We start from the raw sequence: 18,069 nt of genomic DNA on the forward strand, positions 1-18,069 counted from the left end.
TGGAACAACAGCATTATTACTAAAACCTATGTAATAAAAAAAGCGAGCGCATGCCCTTCACAACAACTAGGCACACACTCGCTTCCTATATATTTACACCAATAATTAACCGCGGTTCTTAATTGCAGCTTTGACGAATTCACGGAATAGTGGCTGCGGACGGTTAGGACGAGAGATAAATTCCGGATGGAATTGAACTGCCAAGAACCACGGATGGTCTGGAAGTTCCACGATCTCAACAAGACGTCCATCAGGAGATGTACCTGAGAATACAAAACCTGCACGTTCCATTTGCTCACGATATTCATTGTTGAATTCGTAGCGATGACGATGACGCTCGTAAACAAGCTCATCTTGGTAGCAATCCATCGCAAGTGTACCTGGTTGCAATTTGCAAGGATACAAGCCAAGGCGCATCGTACCGCCAAGATCTTCAATATCCTTCTGTTCTGGCAAAATATCAATAACAGGGTACTCTGTAGCTGGATTAATCTCAGAGCTGTTTGCACCTTGAAGACCAACAACAGAACGAGCGTACTCGATTACTGCCACTTGCATACCCAAGCAAATACCGAAGAATGGAATCTTATTCTCACGTGCATAGCGAATCGTAGATACTTTACCTTCTACACCACGATCACCAAATCCGCCTGGTACAAGAATACCGTGAACGCCGCCAAGTTGCTCAGCTGCATTCTCGTCTGTAATTAATTCTGCATCAACCCAACGAACTTTAACATCCGAGTTCGCTTCAAAGCCAGCATGAGACAATGCTTCTACAACGGACAAGTATGCATCATGCAACGCAACGTATTTACCCACGATTGCAATCTCAACCTGCTCTTCGAGCGACTTAACACGATCAACAAGCTGCAACCAGTCACCCATATCCGGTTCTCGTGTTTGAAGTTTCAAGTGATTCACAACGATGTCATCCATACCTTGATCACGAAGCATCAATGGCACTTCATACAAAGTAGAAGCATCTTGACATTCTACAACTGCATTTGCATCAATGTCGCAGAATAGTGCAATCTTCTTCTTCATTTCTTCTGTGATTGGTACTTCTGTACGCAATACGAGCATATTCGGTTGAATACCAATGCTGCGCAATTCCTTAACGCTATGCTGCGTCGGCTTCGTCTTCACTTCGCCCGCAACTTTAATGTAAGGAATTAGCGTTACGTGAATATACATCACATTTTCGCGGCCTACATCACTCTTGATTTGTCGAATCGCCTCTAGATAAGGCAAGCTTTCGATATCACCAACCGTACCGCCAATCTCTGTAATGACTACATCCGAACCAGATTCTTTACCTGCGCGGAATACACGCTCTTTAATCTCGTTCGTAATGTGAGGAATAACCTGAACAGTACCACCCAAGTATTCACCGCGACGCTCTTTGGAAATAACCGAAGAGTACACTTTACCTGTAGTTACATTGCTGTTCTTAGATAAGTTAATGTCAATAAAACGTTCGTAGTGACCCAAATCGAGATCCGTCTCTGCACCATCGTCCGTCACGAATACTTCACCGTGTTGGTAAGGACTCATAGTTCCTGGGTCCACGTTAATGTATGGGTCAAACTTTTGGATTGTAACTTTCAATCCGCGATTTTTGAGCAATCTGCCCAGGGATGCAGCCGTTATCCCTTTACCCAAAGATGATACGACGCCGCCCGTTACAAAAATATACTTTGTCACTGGTGAAACCCTCCTATGATCAAGTGCATTCATGACAAGTCCTCGGGAGGCTTTGATTGCGAATCAGGTTCGATGCCATTTGATGCATGTTGTTATCGTAACCCATTTGCAGGTGAAAAATTGATGCTGAGGAACATGAAATTTATCATGATTTCTCCGCTCGTTTCCACAAATCAATACCTATAAAAAACAAAAAAGTGACTCCCGTGGTCACGGGGCACTTTATACTCACAATATATATATAATTAATAGATAAATCCAAAGCCCATATGCTAGTTTACTCGTTAGGTTGTCCAATGTCAAGGGAAGGAGAAGGGGAAAAAATAAGTATAAAAAAAGCCATCCAACCTACTTGAAGCAACAATACTCCAATAGTTGGACGGCTTTTGAAAAACGAGGCGCTATTGCCTATTATTTTTCTTCTTCCTCGTCTTCATATTCATCTTCTGAGTCCTCATCTTCCGATGCTTCCTCATCCAGATCTTCGTCTTCGATCATAACTTCTTCTTCGTCTTCTTCGACTTCAGAATCTTCGTCTCTGAATGCATCATCTTCGCTGTCATCATCTGCGAAGTCAAAGTCTTCGTTGTTATAGGAATCGTCTTCCTCTGTGTAGTCGTCTTCCTCTAGATCATCATCATCATCGTTGATAATGCGCGGACGCTTCGTACCACCTGTAATATTCTCATCAGCGCGGTCAACTGGATACCAGCGTTTCAAGCCCCACATGTTGCTTCCTACACAAGCGAATCGACCATCGATATTAATCTCGGTATATAACTGAGCGATGACATCAAGAATTTGCTCCTCTGTCAATCCACGAAGCTTCGCTACTTCATTCATAAGGTCACGGTAGTAGAAAGGCGTGTTGGCTGCTTTCAATATTTCAAAAGCAAGATCCACCATCGGCATTTCTTGTACTTTGTCGGGATCCAGCTTCAATTCCAACGGGGTGCTCATACGTACACATCCTCTCGCAAAAGTTCAATAAAACACTGCTTTATCTACAAACATATCCATGTTCACACCTTAGTAAAACCGATTTGAAGTGAAAATGCAAGTTTTCTTCTTACAATTAAGCCGATATGTCAATCTAGGACCAATTACGCTTAAATTCGTCAAAAAAAGAAACGCGAAGGCTCCCCTTCGCGTTCGACTGTATCCGCGCCGGAGGGCAGTTCGCTGCTCCAGCTATGGCCTGCAGAGCCTGATAAAGCTCTACTCCATACTATGTCCTGAGTCTTTAATTGACACGGAATAAGGCCTAACTTCATTAAAAAAGGCAGCTATACCAGTCCACCTCCCGCCAAATCGCATACGATACATTCACAAGACCTGTCGGGAGGGGAATGCACATTGGATGTGTCTGTCTTTCTCCACCTAGTACTTCAAGAGATCTCCTCTGGCGGACAAGGCTTACGCCCATACCTTATCGGCTTCAACGATCGAAGTCTCTACGAGCGCTGTCGTAAAGCCCTAAAAGATCTGCGTTACAGCCATTCTGCTTTAGCAAGCATCGAAGAAAGGCCCATTATATCCAGCCTCCGCTGTTATTTTCCTAAGAAGTTGGAACAGCGCTGGTATCCGTTCAAACAAGCACTCACTGTCGAAGAGGATACTCGTATGGTGATTAACACCGCCTTCCGCACGACTTCTACTGGGGAAAGAGGTATTCCATGGGGTGTGCGTCACATTAAAGCCCCACTTGCATGGAGCACCACGACTGGTCATCGGGTCCGGATCGGAGTTATTGATACCGGAGCTGATTACCACCACCCTGATTTGCGACACTCACTTTTGTCGGGAATCAACTTTGTTCAACCTGGACGCCCTCCACAAGATGATAATGGACACGGTACTCATATAGCCGGAACGATCGCAGCCGCCAATCAAATGTACGGTATCATCGGAGTAGCGCCACGCGCACTCATACACCCCGTCAAGTCATTTGATGAAAATGGATCGGCCTATGTGTCTGATATCGTGCAGGGCATCGAATGGTGTGTGCGCAACAAGCTTCACCTTATTAATATGAGCTTTGGCATGAAAACGCGCAGTAAGTCCTTGCTGCACGCTGTTACTCAAGCTACCAACGCAGGCATTGCCGTAGTCGCCTCCTCTGGCAATGATGCCAAGCGAAAAACGATCGACTATCCTGCCCGCTACAGCCAAACCATTTCTGTAGGAGCTACCGATAACAGTCGTCGTATTGCACCATTTAGCAACAGAGGTAGCTATGTTGATATATATGCGCCTGGAGATAAAATTGTATCGGCATGGCTTCACGGTAATTATCACGAAATGAGCGGCACATCAATGGCAACTTCCCATGTAAGTGGCGCTATTGCTTTACTCCTTGCCCTTAAACCAGAATTAAAGCCAACCGAAATTAAAGCCTTACTTCGTCGTACAGCCAACCCCATTTATCCGCTACGCGGACGCGCCAGCAGTACCAAGGAGAGTGCAGCAGGAGAAATTGATATTGCAAGACTACTTCAAGAATGTAAATAAGCACCTAACCAAAACACCCGTCCCTGTTGGACCAGAGACGGGTATTCGTTATATCGCTTTACTTCTTCATGAACGTTCGCCACTTATTCAAAAAACTTTGAGATTGGGTTAACTTCAAACTTTTCCGCAGTCACTTTACCTTGTCCATTCATTTGGAACCATTGATAAAAGTCGCTGCTAAAGTTAGATGTCTTCATCATAGTTTGCATCAAAGTAGGCCAAGCATTAGCGTTAACCTGCTCTGACGTCCAGTACATGTGCATAAGTAGGCGGTCTTTATGATAAGGATGCTTTACCATATAAACTCCGGATGTATCTTTCTGCTGCATCGCCTTGTTCCAATCCAATTGAATAGCCTTTGCTCCCTTTTGAATGCTTGGCTTCAATGCTTGAATAACCGGATTGCGAAGAGAACTGCCGATCGCAATAATATGACTCTTCGAAAGTTCTTTCTCCAGCTGCTTCTTTACTAACGAGCGCTCTGTTACAATCTTCGCTTCAGCCCCACCCATTTGCATCAGGGTTTGAATCTGTTCTGCCAACTGGTTTTGTTGTTTCATTGCCCTTTTTGTTACACCATCGCTAAGCACGATCGTTACAGGCTCCCCATTATAGGCACGATGATACATACGAGCAAACACTTCTTGCGGTAAGTTGGAGTGGCCTGCAAAAATTTGATCATACGCTGACTTCATCATGAGCCCCATAAGACGCTGCTCTTCTTCGGGAGTTAACTTATACTCATCTGATATATCAAAGTTCGGTTCATACAGCGCTTTGCGCATATGCTTTTGAATATCTGCACCAGCGATATCCCCTATAGTTTGCAGCCAGTCTGTAATCGTAGCATTTCGAAGTGCATAACGATTGTAGTACTCTTGCATAATACGATCGAAGGTTGTTTGTCCTACTTTGCGATACAGCTCATAAACGGCTAACCGACCTCTTTCATAGTAAAGCGGATGTGCTTCTCCCCCTGCCTCTTCATTGTTGGAGGCGATCGCTTTATCTAAAGGCCCTGATGCCATACGCATCCCGTTAAAGCCTTGCATGTCATCCTTTTGTTCTTCATAGAAGTATGAAGTTGCAAAGTGAGTTAATCCCTCATCTAAAAATCCTTCTGTTTCGGAGTTGTTACCGATAATCGCATGGAACCACTGATGGGCAATTTCATGAATAAATACCGAATCAGCTTCCACAGCTTGTTGATCAGAAATCTGACCCATCTGGATTACCCGTGTATATTCAATCGCAACGCCCTCTACATAAGTCTCCATAATACGAAAATCTTTATAAGGATAGGCTCCGAATTTGTTTCCGAAAAACTCAATCGCCTTAGCTGCTTGTTCGACATAACGCTCGGCCACGTTCTCTTTTTCTTTGCTATCTCCGAAATAGTACATTTCAATATTAATTCCATTTACGTTCTTTGACTTCACTTTGTAGTCCGGGCTAGCAAAGAATACGAATTCACGCGTCTTATCCGCAGTGGCCGTAATAACTTTACGACCATCCCCAGCAGATGTCTCTTGCAGTTGTCCCGGCATGCTTATTTTATAATTGCTCGGTACATTCAGGCTTACTTTATAGTCAGACGCTTCAAAATAATCAGATTCGAGGGTCTTGCTGTACGGCAGGCGATTCCACTCCTGCTTGCCTTCATCATACATCGCTAAAATAGGATAGAAATGAACAGCACTAATTAATTCCTTATAATGAGCCATACGCTGCATTCCAAATGGAATATCAATTGTATAATCAAGCTCAACGACAACTTCCTCACCTGGCTTGAGTGTTTTACCAAGATTAACGGTTAACGATTGATTTTTATTTTCGAAGCTAAGTTTACTGCTGTTGGACTTGTCCATAACTCGCTGAACATCTATACCACCTAAAAAATCTTCAGGCTTCTTATCAGGATACTCTTTGGCAATGTCCTTGTTCCGTGCTTGAAACATAGATGTCTGCGTATCAACTGAACGATAGGCGTCCGCAAACGTATGGAAAACGAGTTCTGACAAGTCATCCTTCGTTTCATTACGAAACAAGACAGACTGAGTGCCAGAAAGCTTCATTTGTTTCTCATCTAGTTGGAGATTAATCGTATATTGAATAGGGCTCGTCCGTCGGCCATCTTCTACTACATTCACTGTATGGCCTGCTGCTAGAGTCGAAGCTTGTACGTTCTTTGCAGCATGATCGCTGGCTGATGCCCCTACTAATGATGGAATCATAAGAAATTGTGCTGCTAGTGTGACCGATAATAGGCCAGCAGCCATTCGGATGAAGCGATTTGACTGTTTGTTTTTCATATTTTCAAACCCCCTGGTGTGGATCAAGTTGTTGGTTGCCATTTAATGATTTCTTTCATACATGTGTTGCTTTTATTATAAATGTCGAATCTACAAAGTACCTTAGATTACCCTTGCAACATAAGCCATGAAGCTTACAGTATTGTCAGGTAGATAGACTCCTTAAAATTTTAGACACAAAAAAACAAGGCACCTCCGAAGAGATGCCCTGTCTATCTAAGATGACTGTACCTGATGGTATATAGTAATTTGGGATTACATTATGTCACAGATACTTTTTCAAGTATGGGTCGTGGTGTGTTCCATAATTGCGTCCATTTCTTAATCGCAGAGACCATAATAATGATTCCGAGAACTAGCATAATGATGGACAATGCTGCATTTAGAACGCTGTAGCCTTTTGCCGCTTCGTTCAAGTACACATTTTGAATCATCCAGAATCCTGCATAGTTTACCGTTATGAACAAGTACGCAAGTGGGATGAGACAAGTAAGTACATACCAGCGCTTGTCCGCAATTTTCAAAATAACCGTCGCTCCGATAATAAGACCAATCGATGCCATCAACTGGTTCGATACACCGAACAATGCCCATACCGAGCCGATATCGCCGGAGAAGAGTAAGTAGCCCCACATGAAGCAAGCTAATGCACTTGCAAAGATTGCCCCTGGCACCCAATCAACACGTTTAAGCGGCTTGTAGATTTCACCGAAGAAATCTTGAATCAAGTAACGAGATACACGAGTACCTGCGTCGATCGCTGTTAGAATGAATACTGCCTCAAACATAATTACGAATTGGAAGAAGAATGCTGCCAAGTTTTCAAACCAAGGAATTTGGGTGAAAATATACGTCATCCCTACCGCTAGCGTAACTGCGCCGCCTGTTCTTCCTTCTAGATCCAACCCAATTTGCTGTGCCAATTCAGGCAAGTGTACAACTTCCATACCAAGTGTCTTGAACACTTCAGGTGTCGAGTTAATTGCAAAGTAGTCAGCTGGCTGCAATGCAGTTGCTGCAATAAGAGCCATAATCGCTACTACACACTCTACCAACATCGCACCGAAACCAACGCTCTTAATATCGCTCCAGCGGTTAACCATTTTCGGCGTTGTTCCAGAACCAACAAAGGCATGGAAACCAGAAATCGCACCGCAGGCAATTGTAATCGAGATGAACGGCCATACCGGACCCGCTAGTATTGGACCGCCGCCATTAATAAATTCAGTAACAGCCGGGAAAGGAATCGCCGGGTTAATAACAAATACACCGATAATCAAGGCGATAAATACGCCAATTTTCATAAAGCTGCTCAAGTAATCACGTGGTGCAAGCAATAGCCATACCGGCAATGCTGCTGCAAAGAATGCGTATATTGGCAAAATGATTGCCAATGTGCTTGCATCTAGCGTTAACCAGTCGCCAAGCATTGTTCCTTGAATGTAAGGACCAGCGAATACACCGATCATCATCAAAATAAATCCGACTGTCGTTGCAAGCTTCAAGTTGCCTGTTTTCTTATGGAACAAGCCAACCCCGATTGCAATCGGAATCGTAATCGCAACTGCGAATGTTCCCCATGGATTGTTCTCCAATGCGTGAAGGACAACCATCGACAAGCCTGCCATTGTGATTGTAATGATGAACAACATTGCCAAGCCTGTACAGAAGCCAGCTACAGGACCAAGCTCTTCTTTTGCTACTTCAGAAAGTGACTTTCCTTCTTTGCGCATCGAAGCGAACAACACGACCATGTCGTGCACGGCGCCTCCGATAACCGCACCGACCAACAACCATATCAAACCTGGTAAATAACCGAACTGGGCTGCTAATATCGGTCCAACGAGTGGACCTGCTGCAGCGATCGCTGCGAAGTGGTGGCCAAAAGTCACCCATTTATTAGATGGAACATAGTCTTTACCGTCATTTAATTCATGCGCAGGTGTAGGCTTAGAATCATCCAATTTGAGTACCTTTGCCGCCATAAATGTTCCATATAGACGATACGCTATCATAAGAATACATATAGAACCGATTACTATCGTTACCGCGTTCATGGAGATCGACTCCCTTCTCAACTTTCTATACTTGTATTTTATGAGATGAAAACGAAAATAAAGCGTTTTCAAAATAAAATGCGTGAGATTCGCTTCCACTTGCAAAAATCGAGGGTTGAGTTGCAACAAACAAAAAAAGATCGAGCTCAGGTTCCTACAAACCACAGCTCGATCTCTTAAATCTGCTATTATTAAAATGGATACCAGAACGTCCCGAAGCCCTGCACTCGTGCCGTAATAGAAATAGCCAATACGACTGCACAAATGATAACAACCGCAACATCCACTCTTCCCCATGGAGACGAGGAATACCAGGTCCGTTTCGCATGTTTACCGAAGCCACGCAAGTCCATTGCATTTGCCACCGTATCAATCCGCGAAAGCGAAGATTGTACAAGTGGAATTGCTATTGCTGCATAATGTTTTAAACGCTGAACAATCGTCCCTTCCCCGCGAGCCATGCCGACTCCGCGAGCCTGCATCGCATTTGAAATGCTAAGGAAGTCTTTTTTCAGGTCAGGAATGTAGCGAAATGCAATATTAAAGGCATAGGCAATTTTGTATGGCACACCTAGGCGGTTCAAGCTCCCAGCAAAACGAGTCGGATGTGTCGTATATACAAACAATATCGAAATAGGCATTAGCGACATATATTTCATCGATAGTGTCAGTATATAAAATACGGTCTCTAGTGTAAGCACCTCATAACCTAAGTCTATGAGTACTGTCGTCGTCCCGTTCACTTCACTTCCATAGGCAGGTGACACAAGTATCGTAAATAAAGAGTTGAATATATTAAATACGATAATAACCCATACGAGCAGCCTAATGCGTGTCCAAGGCAGCTGCGCACTCTTAAGGAGTCCAATCCCGAAGATGAAAAGTACAATGAAGACACGAATGTCCTGAAATAAAAAGACGATCACTGTCCATGCAAGCAGCATAAGCAGTTTAACGGCACCGTCTAATCGATGGAACAAGGTATCCCGCTCGATGTACAACATGCCCGCTTTACTCATGCTCACTCACCTGCTTCTTCTGTTTCTCATACCGGATAAAGTAACGCACCAACGCTTCTGGAGTTGCCACCTCAGTCGAACGAGAAAGCATACTCAAGGATGTCTCCTTTAAATTCGCACGATTCATAATCTCTGTGTTGGTCAGTACACTAGCCGTGGAGCCTGATGCAATAATCTCCCCATTGCAAAGTACGGCAGCACGCTCTGTATACTCTAGTGCTAGATGCATATCGTGGGTAATAAAGAGCAACGATACGCCTTGCTCCGCTAGTCGTGACAAGAAGTCCATAAACTGCGTATAATGCTTGAAATCCTGTCCGGCAGTTGGCTCGTCCACAATAATAAGCTGCGGCTCCGTCACCAAGATAGAAGCGATCGTAACCCGCTTCTTCTGTCCGTAGCTAAGCGCAGATACAGGCCAGTCACGATAACTGTACAAGCCGCAAATACGCAGCACTTCTTCTACTTTAGTTGTGATTTCTGCTTGAGGCAATCCTTGTATACGCAGTGCCAAGCCGACTTCATCCCTAATCATCGTTTGGGTAATCATATGATTCGGGTTCTGCATCACGTAACCAATCTGCTCGCCTCTACGACGAATCGACCATTGACGGATGGACTCTCCATTCAGCAAAATATCACCTGATGTCGGCTTCACCATGCCAGTTAACAGTTGAGATAAGGTCGTCTTTCCTGCTCCATTATTACCAAGCAGCGCTATTCGTTCGCCCGCTCCAATCTTCAATGAAACACCTTTAATTACTTCTTTGCCTTCCCCGTAGGCAAAACGAACATTTTTCAGCTCTAGCAAAGACCCATTCTCACTATTCATCGAAGAGTTATCGATCACTTTGACCCATTCTCCAAGTGTTTGACGCACTTGCTTGTTGCTACTTAATTGCTCCAGAGAGGATGGCTGTATACCTGGTGTCAGCTCACAGCCGGCATACTTCAACGCAGAAATATACAGAGGCTCACGCAGGCCATTTTCCTTCATCACATTGGATGAAAGAATCTCATCGGGCGTACCAACCGCAACAATTCTACCTTCTGCCATCACAACAATTCGGTCAACTGGCTGTTCCAGCACATCTTCAATTCGGTGCTCAATGATAATAACGGTCTTGCCGCTGTCACGATGAATGTCTTCAATCAGCTTCATTGCATGTTTACCACTCACAGGATCCAAATTTGCCAACGGCTCATCAAATAGTAAAATATCAACGTCCATAGACATGACTCCTGCCAAAGAAACACGCTGTTTCTGGCCGCCAGACAGTTCATGCGGACTTTGATTCATGTGCTCCAGCATATCAACCATACTAAGCGCTTCGGCTACTCGTGGCTTCATCTCTTCAGGAGCAACACAATCATTTTCGAAAGCGAAGGCAACATCTTCGTCTACCGTCAATCCAATGAACTGACTGTCCTGATCCTGCATGATCGTACCGACACTGCGGCTAATCTCAAAAATACTTTGCTCTGCTGGGCAGCGACCCTTCAATGTGTAGTCGCCTGATATTTTCCCTTTATGGGCGAATGGAATTAGCCCATTGATACAATGGGCTAACGTGGATTTGCCGGAACCGCTCGGGCCAGCTATTAATATTTTTTCCCCTGGGTAAATATCGAGGCATATGTCATGAAGGGTAGGCTCAGCCAAGCTACTATATTGAAAGCTAAACTTATTAAAAGAAAGAATGGATTCTGCCATCTTATTCATTGCCCCTATTTGCCTTTATTCAAGGATTTCTGCAATCCTATTACTTTGATACTTTGAGATTGGAATTGCTGCGATTCACTTTCAACAATCCAAGTACAGCACCAACACCTAGAATGACATGCACGGTAATGTTAGCCAAAGAAGCCGCGGTGAATTGCAATAGCATTTTATCTGGCGCTTCTCCAAATAGATAAATATCAAGCACGCTAGAAATACCGAAACCAACGACCAATGCCAATGATCCGACAATAGCTAAAGTCGCAATATTACCTTTAGTTGCACGCCCTTCTTTAACACTAAATGACTTGCTCATAAATACGAGTCCCATACCTAGACCGCTAATCGCCGATCCCAACACCCAAGACCACCAGATCGTTCCACTAGATAAGTCGAACACGATGTGACCGATAGCCCCGCTCAAAAAGCCAACGATAGGACCGAACAAAGCTCCAAATATCGTCAAGATTGCAATTGCTGGACGCAGTCCAGTCTGTGGTGCTACCGGAATCGAAACCCAGTTAAGCAAACCGTACAATGCCGCTCCGATTCCAATCGCAACAACCGTCTTCGTGTCCAAGTTGAAAATAGATTGCTTCATCATCTTCACCCTTTCTTCCCCAATATGGATTTATCGCGCGCCTGCTTGAGCAGGTAGCATCATTTGTATATTACAATCTATATGCCAATCTAGTTGAACATAAAACAAGCCACTGCCTTCTATGGCAAATGGCTTAGATTGCAAGCATTATTATAGCAAGGTGCGTGTAATTATGCACCAATATTTTGCCTGCCTTTTATAGACCAAGTTTCTGCTTCAAGTCTTTCACATACGTGCGGCTGACCGGTATACTTGCACCGTCTTTCATTTTCATCACATACGTAGAATTGAACCATGGTTCAATCTCTTTTACATAATCTACATTAACTAAATAGGAGCGATGAACACGTAGCATAGAAGGATGATTCAGCTTGCGCTCCAGCACCGTCAACGCTTCACATACCTTATATCGCTGCCCTTCCGTCACAACGACTGCCTTACCTTCTTCAGACTCGATATAAATAATACGGTCAACATGTAGAACCGCAATTCGCTCATCTACGGTCACTGCTAACCGTTCTGTTCGCTCCACAGCTTTAGCAGCGTTAGAGTTAACAGCCCCACTCACTGCAATAGGCTGAGACGTAGGTACTACAGCTAGCCGCTGAATAAGTTTCTCTACCGTTTGCTGTACACGTGCCTCTTCGTACGGTTTTAAGATGTAGTCTGCAGCATTCAACTCAAATGCTTTTAGCGCATATTCATCATAAGCTGTCGCAAATACGATAGCAGATTGACATCCGTCTTCTTTAAGTCGCTCTGCAATCTCAATGCCTGTTGCATCTGTCAGCTGAATATCGAGAAAGATCACGTCAGGTGTTGTTTCCTGAATGCCATCCATCGCCTCTTCATACGACTCAGCTTCTCCAACAATGTCCACCCGCTTCGTTCTGCGAAGCAAATACATGAGCTCATCCCTTGCCAATGGCTCATCATCAACAACAAACGCTCTAATCACGCCTATGCACCTTCCTTAGTGTCATTTCGCGGCAGTTTAATGATTACCGTAGTCCCTTCTCCTAGACTGCTCTCTACTATAAAAGAAGCTTGGCTGCCGTAAATTTCTTGAATCCGACTGCGAATATTAACAAGTGCTGTTCCCGTACCCTCCTGCGAAGGCACTACTTCCCTGCCCAGTGCACCGATAGCATCTGTCGAGATGCCGCTACCATTATCTTCCGTTATAAGCACCATCGTATCTCCCTCCGCCTCCGAGCAAATACGAACATATCCTGTTCCTTTAAAACCTTTGCCGAATCCATGCCTCACTGCATTCTCCACTAACGGCTGTAAAGTAAACGGCGGAATGAGCACTTCCTTAAACGAAGGATCAATGCAAAATTCAATCGTATACTTACCCGGAAAACGAGCCTGCTCAAGCGACAAATAAGCTTCTACATGCTCTAGCTCTTTGTGAAGCGGAATAAGCATCGAGCGAGCCCCTTGGAGATTGCTGCGGAAAAAGACACTAAGCTGCTGCAGCAACTTGCGTGCTTGTTCCGGGTTCGTTCTACAGAGTACAGATATCGTGTTAATCGCATTGAATAAGAAGTGCGGATGGACTTGTGCCTGTAGTGCTTTAATCTCTGCATCCTTCAGCAACCTGCTCTGCAGCTCTGCTTCTGCCAACTCCAGTTGATTGGAGAACAGCTTGCCAAGACCTTCAGCAAGCTCCTTCTCTACTTGATCTAGCCGAGATGGACTTTTAAAGTATAGCTTCAATGTCCCTACCGTCTTGTTGCGCACATACAGCGGTATCACATATGCCCCATGCAGTGGACAGTGCCCACTGGAACATTGAATTTCTTCGCGGGAACAAGCCTTATGCACGAGCCCCTCGTCCAAAACTCGCCGAGTTAACCTTGTCGTAATTGGCTGCAAAGCAATATGATGATCAGCGCCTACGCCTACATGGGCGAGGATCCGTGTTCTATCCGTAATCGAGATGGCATCCGCATTCGTTTCTTTCAATATAATGAGCGCCGCTTCGCGGCAAGAGCTCGCACTTAAACCTTGACGAAAATACGGTAACGTTTGATCCGCGATGTGCAGCACCTTATGCGTTTGCACAGCTCTCGAACGTTCTTCTTCTTGAAAAATGGATTGGATAATCGTCATAAATAAATACGTACCAAAGCCATTTATCACAATCATCGGTACAGCAATAACCTGCACAAGTGCAAATGCCTCGGTTGACGGAGCCGCTACTAGCAAAATAATACCCATTTGGGCACATTCCATTAAAATACCGATTCCCGCCGCATGCCAAGGCGCATGCGGATTGCGAATCCGGAATTTACGGGCAATGAATCCGGTTACAATACCTGCCGCAATGGTGGAAAACGCACAGGCAATGGCCGTGAATCCCCCTAGAAACAAGCGATGCAATCCTGCAATTACACCTACACCCGATCCAACAAGCGGACCGCCCAACAAACCACCAATGACGACTCCCATAATTCGGGTATTTGCAATCGCGCTATCGGGATCAACAGCTACATTCCATGCTTGCGAAGATACGAGCTCATTGTATATGTGTACCCCCGTATAGTTACTAACGACGCCAAATGAACCAAATACGACAATGAGCAGCACTTTTTCTTTCCAGCCATGCTCATAGTGTATAATCCGTCGGAACGACTTCATCCTAGATAGGACGAAGGCGATAATAAGCAAGATACCTACTCTCTCTAGCATAAGAGGAAGTAATTGTAACATGGAATAGGCACCCCCGTGCTTCTATTTATTTTCTGTGACTTCATTATACAAGAACAGGGCAAATGCGAGGAGGTCAAGCTACAGGATAAATATGACAGGGAGTACCTGAGAGAAACATAAACAATAAAAAACGGTATCACCATTAAGGTGATACCGCCCGTTACATCATTCTATACATGTACTAGCCTAATGCTAGAATTTTGAAATTACATACGATCTGGAGCGGATACGCCCACAAGACGAAGGACGTTCGCAATTACTGTGCGAACTGCGCCTAGAAGTGCCAAGCGAGCTTGTGTTTGCTCTGCATCTTCCGTAATAACGCGCTCTGCCTTGTAGTAGCTGTGCAGCATAGATGCAAGCTCATACACATAGCGGATTAAGCGATGTGGTGCATAGTCGCGTGCTGCAACTTCGATTTCCGCTTGAAGTTCACCCATCTTGCGCAGCAAGTCAAGTTCATGCTCAGCTGTCAATGTGCTGAGGTTCACTTCGTTCAATGGCTTAAGAGCAACACCTTGCTCTTCTGCTTGACGGTAGATGCTGCAAATACGTGCATGCGCATACTGTACGTAGAAGACAGGGTTTTCGTTGGATTTGGAAATCGCCAAATCCATATCGAAATCAAGATGAGAATCTGTCGAACGCATTGTGAAGAAGTAGCGAATTGCGTCTACGCCAACTTCGTCCATCAAATCTTCCATCGTTACAGCTTTACCTGTACGCTTAGACATCTTCACTTTCTCGCCATCTTGGAACAAGCTTACCATTTGCGCTACGAGCACGATCAGCTTATCTGGATCATTGCCAAGTGCCTCCATAGCTGCCTTCATACGAGGAATATAACCATGGTGGTCAGCACCCCAGATGTTCATGACACGATCAAAGCCACGAGCATATTTATCACGGTGGTAAGCGATGTCTGGCGTCAAGTACGTGTAAGTACCGTCATTTTTAATCAATACACGGTCCTTATCGTCGCCGTACTCTGTCGTACGCAGCCATGTAGCGCCGCCTTCTTCAAACACTTTTCCACGTGCTTTCAGCTCATCCAACGCTTGCGTGATTACGCCGCTCTCGTACAAGGAAGTCTCGCTGAACCACACGTCAAAGCCAACTTTGAAACGAGCCAAGTCACGCTTAATTTTATCTAATTCTTTCTTCAAACCGAATTCACGGAAGAACTTCGTGCGCTCTTCTTCTGATAGCTGGAGAAGGCGATCGCCTTCTTGCTCAACTAACTCTTGTGCAAAGCCTTTAATATCTTCGCCATGATAGCCATCTGCTGGCATTTCTGCGTCAAGCCCAAGCGCTTGCTTATAGCGGCATTCAAGAGACAGAATCAAGTTCACTACTTGATTACCCGCATCGTTAATATAGTACTCGCGTGTTACTTCATAACCCGCGAAGTCTAGTACGTTACAAATTGCATCACCAACAGCTGCACCACGGGCATGACCTAAGTGAAGGCTTCCTGTCGGGTTCGCACTAACAAACTCCATTTGTACACGTTGTCCTGCACCCGCTGTAATACGACCGTAGTTGTCACCTTGCTCTGCTACTTCTTTTACCACATCGTACAAATAGCTCTTATTCATACGGAAGTTAATGAAGCCTGGGCCTGCAATTTCCGCGCTCTCAATGAAAGCCGCAGCATTATCCAAATTCTCGATAATCGCCTCTGCAATTTGACGAGGGTTGCGCTTCGCAATACGAGTAAGCTGCATCGCTACGTTGGTCGCCAAGTCACCGTGTGTCTTGTCTTTCGGAACTTCTATTACAAATGCAGGCATTTCCTCACGTGTTACGATACCTGCTTTTAGAATTGATTCTTCAATAGCCTTTATAACCCCTTGATTAATCCGTTCAATAACTCCAGTACTCATATTCATTGCTCCCTCTCTGATGTGCTCGACCAATCCAATGTCAATGCCAAAGCAAATTGTCCGACGCAGTCTTCTTCTATATATAAGTCGTATGCCCATGCGACATACTCTGGTAAATGCGCAATAACTCCGTTCTTCTCAATAGCGCGGTCACGGCGTGTCCACTGCTTTGTATCCGTAACGAGCGGAAACCGTAATGCTGCCGAGCGATAGTAGCCGTTCAAACGCATGTTGGGCGCAAAAGACATTTCCGATTCCACATCCCCGCGTCGAGTCAGCTTCCATTCGTCCGCGCTGAGCTTTAGCATCACATTTGTGACCGGTGCTGCTTGGACCTGCTCATCTGCCGTTCCAGCTGAGCTACTTCGTCGCTTAACCGCCTGGGAACGATCCTCTTTAGCAGCCAAGATTGGCTCCTCATATCTAATGTAGATATGATTGCCCTTGCAGTATACGTCCGCATCCACAGTATGCTCAACTTGTTCCTTATTCTGCACACTCTTAATTGTAAGATGGGTGCGATATTTGTTCGCTGCCGCCGGATTCCCGTTCGACAAGTGCACCTTGTCTGCCATCGTGTAACTCCCATTTCCTAAATAATCTGATTCCATCAATTATCCGGGAAACGCCCGCAATTTGCAACCTTTTGGGGGCTTTTGCAATCCATTTCTGCCTTAACGCCTATAATGCTCGAAAGTGGCAGTGCTCTAGGCTCGAAGCGAATACAAATAATACACGCACGCTATCGTCCACACATCAACTTCTTCCGAATGATTCTTTACCGTAATCGTCATAGGAGGAAGCATTTTATCATATGTAATTTCTGCATGGAGCATATTTGACTCGCCTTGCACGCGCATAGTCCGATTACCTATATCTTTTGTGAAGAGATACCACTTTTCTCTATATTGTAATTCATAGCGGATATGTGTCTTTATCTTCGTCTTGTCTGAAATGCGATTATTTCCACCATCTACACACTTTATTTTCCATTCGCCACCAATCATTTTTGTCAATGGAGTAACATCCTCAACGGTAATAAGAGAATGTCCATCCACATGAAACGCTTTAAGATTCACTTCGTATTCATCTATAAAGTGATCAACAACACGCATCCATTTATTTTTATAATATCTCTGTATCGACCCTATTCTTTTATGATTCTCATCTAAAATTTCTATTTCTTTTGTACTTTTTTTGTAAAAATGAGGTTTATATGTATATACAGCCATTTTATCTACACCTCTTTCAAAATATAAATTGCTGATATTTACGCATTTCGCCCATACAATCCAAGCAGTTTAATACAACTTTTCAGTTGAAATCAAAAAATATAAAGCATACAAATTTGAGGTAAAAATTTTATATTTAATAGATTTTTAACCTATTTCATCTTATTTCCTGATACAATATGTTGGTAAATTAAACCTTTATTTTTAAGTTTTATACTGCACTTATTACGAAGAATAACTCTATTTCATTATCATAATATGAAAATAGTGTTTTGGGATATTTTTCATGAATATATGTGCATATAT

The 18,069-nt window shown here is 44.2% G+C and carries 13 protein-coding genes; 1 reads left to right on the forward strand and 12 read right to left on the reverse strand.

What is annotated here, in order from left to right; translation table 11 throughout:
* Positions 1–105 precede the first annotated feature (105 nt).
* Positions 106–1,707, reverse strand: a complete 1,602-nt coding sequence (locus IFO66_RS19435; protein WP_192026754.1) for a CTP synthase — start codon at positions 1,705–1,707, stop codon at positions 106–108.
* 411 nt (positions 1,708–2,118) lie between these two features.
* A complete protein-coding gene (gene rpoE, locus IFO66_RS19440; RefSeq protein WP_192026755.1) occupies positions 2,119–2,667 on the reverse strand; it encodes a DNA-directed RNA polymerase subunit delta in 549 nt (182 codons plus the stop codon).
* A gap of 396 nt (positions 2,668–3,063) precedes the next feature.
* On the opposite strand from rpoE, the gene IFO66_RS19445 reads away from it, so the two are divergent.
* Positions 3,064–4,218, forward strand: a complete 1,155-nt coding sequence (locus IFO66_RS19445; RefSeq protein ID WP_225445912.1) for a S8 family peptidase — start codon at positions 3,064–3,066, stop codon at positions 4,216–4,218.
* 83 nt (positions 4,219–4,301) lie between these two features.
* On the opposite strand, the gene IFO66_RS19450 is transcribed toward IFO66_RS19445, so the two are convergent.
* The 10 genes from IFO66_RS19450 to IFO66_RS19495 all read right to left on the reverse strand — a co-directional run bounded on the left by IFO66_RS19450 (position 4,302) and on the right by IFO66_RS19495 (position 17,763).
* Positions 4,302–6,530 (reverse strand): M1 family metallopeptidase, encoded by a 2,229-nt coding sequence (locus tag IFO66_RS19450; RefSeq protein ID WP_192026757.1) that lies wholly within the window; start codon positions 6,528–6,530, stop codon positions 4,302–4,304.
* A 260-nt stretch (positions 6,531–6,790) separates the two neighbouring features.
* Complete coding sequence (gene cstA / locus IFO66_RS19455) at positions 6,791–8,587, reverse strand: carbon starvation protein CstA (RefSeq protein ID WP_192026758.1); 1,797 nt, start codon at positions 8,585–8,587, stop codon at positions 6,791–6,793.
* Between the two features lie 191 nt (positions 8,588–8,778).
* Positions 8,779–9,606: an energy-coupling factor transporter transmembrane component T family protein gene (locus IFO66_RS19460; protein ID WP_192026759.1), complete on the reverse strand. Its 828-nt coding sequence runs from the start codon at positions 9,604–9,606 to the stop codon at positions 8,779–8,781.
* A complete protein-coding gene (locus IFO66_RS19465; RefSeq protein WP_192026760.1) occupies positions 9,599–11,320 on the reverse strand; it encodes an ABC transporter ATP-binding protein in 1,722 nt (573 codons plus the stop codon). The genes IFO66_RS19460 and IFO66_RS19465 overlap by 8 nt, the downstream gene beginning before the upstream one ends.
* A 49-nt stretch (positions 11,321–11,369) precedes the next feature.
* A complete protein-coding gene (locus IFO66_RS19470; RefSeq protein WP_225445920.1) occupies positions 11,370–11,930 on the reverse strand; it encodes an ECF-type riboflavin transporter substrate-binding protein in 561 nt (186 codons plus the stop codon).
* A 193-nt stretch (positions 11,931–12,123) separates the two neighbouring features.
* Entirely contained in the window at positions 12,124–12,885 is a 762-nt protein-coding gene (locus IFO66_RS19475) for a LytTR family transcriptional regulator DNA-binding domain-containing protein (protein WP_192026761.1), read from the reverse strand.
* A 2-nt stretch (positions 12,886–12,887) separates the two neighbouring features.
* A complete protein-coding gene (locus IFO66_RS19480) occupies positions 12,888–14,645 on the reverse strand; it encodes a sensor histidine kinase (protein ID WP_192026762.1) in 1,758 nt (585 codons plus the stop codon).
* A gap of 206 nt (positions 14,646–14,851) precedes the next feature.
* Positions 14,852–16,531: an arginine--tRNA ligase gene (gene argS / locus IFO66_RS19485; RefSeq protein WP_192026763.1), complete on the reverse strand. Its 1,680-nt coding sequence runs from the start codon at positions 16,529–16,531 to the stop codon at positions 14,852–14,854.
* Positions 16,532–16,533: 2 nt separating this feature from the next.
* Positions 16,534–17,106: a YwiB family protein gene (locus IFO66_RS19490; RefSeq protein ID WP_192026764.1), complete on the reverse strand. Its 573-nt coding sequence runs from the start codon at positions 17,104–17,106 to the stop codon at positions 16,534–16,536.
* Between the two features lie 132 nt (positions 17,107–17,238).
* Positions 17,239–17,763, reverse strand: a complete 525-nt coding sequence (locus IFO66_RS19495) for a tubby C-terminal domain-like protein (protein WP_192026765.1) — start codon at positions 17,761–17,763, stop codon at positions 17,239–17,241.
* Between the last annotated feature and the right edge of the window lie 306 nt (positions 17,764–18,069).

This window comes from Paenibacillus arenosi (genome assembly GCF_014841135.1).
GTDB classification, from domain to species: domain Bacteria; phylum Bacillota; class Bacilli; order Paenibacillales; family Paenibacillaceae; genus Paenibacillus_B; species Paenibacillus_B arenosi.

Coding starts and splice junctions, on each gene's coding strand:
- IFO66_RS19490 (WP_192026764.1), bottom strand. CDS start 17,106: ATGGCAGACAAGGTGCACTTGTCGAACGGGAATCCGGCGGCAGCGAAC.
- IFO66_RS19450 (WP_192026757.1), bottom strand. CDS start 6,530: ATGAAAAACAAACAGTCAAATCGCTTCATCCGAATGGCTGCTGGCCTA.
- IFO66_RS19495 (WP_192026765.1), bottom strand. CDS start 17,763: ATGGCTGTATATACATATAAACCTCATTTTTACAAAAAAAGTACAAAA.
- rpoE (WP_192026755.1), bottom strand. CDS start 2,667: ATGAGCACCCCGTTGGAATTGAAGCTGGATCCCGACAAAGTACAAGAA.
- IFO66_RS19480 (WP_192026762.1), bottom strand. CDS start 14,645: ATGTTACAATTACTTCCTCTTATGCTAGAGAGAGTAGGTATCTTGCTT.
- IFO66_RS19465 (WP_192026760.1), bottom strand. CDS start 11,320: ATGGCAGAATCCATTCTTTCTTTTAATAAGTTTAGCTTTCAATATAGT.
- argS (WP_192026763.1), bottom strand. CDS start 16,531: ATGAGTACTGGAGTTATTGAACGGATTAATCAAGGGGTTATAAAGGCT.
- IFO66_RS19470 (WP_225445920.1), bottom strand. CDS start 11,930: ATGATGAAGCAATCTATTTTCAACTTGGACACGAAGACGGTTGTTGCG.
- IFO66_RS19460 (WP_192026759.1), bottom strand. CDS start 9,606: ATGAGTAAAGCGGGCATGTTGTACATCGAGCGGGATACCTTGTTCCAT.
- cstA (WP_192026758.1), bottom strand. CDS start 8,587: ATGAACGCGGTAACGATAGTAATCGGTTCTATATGTATTCTTATGATA.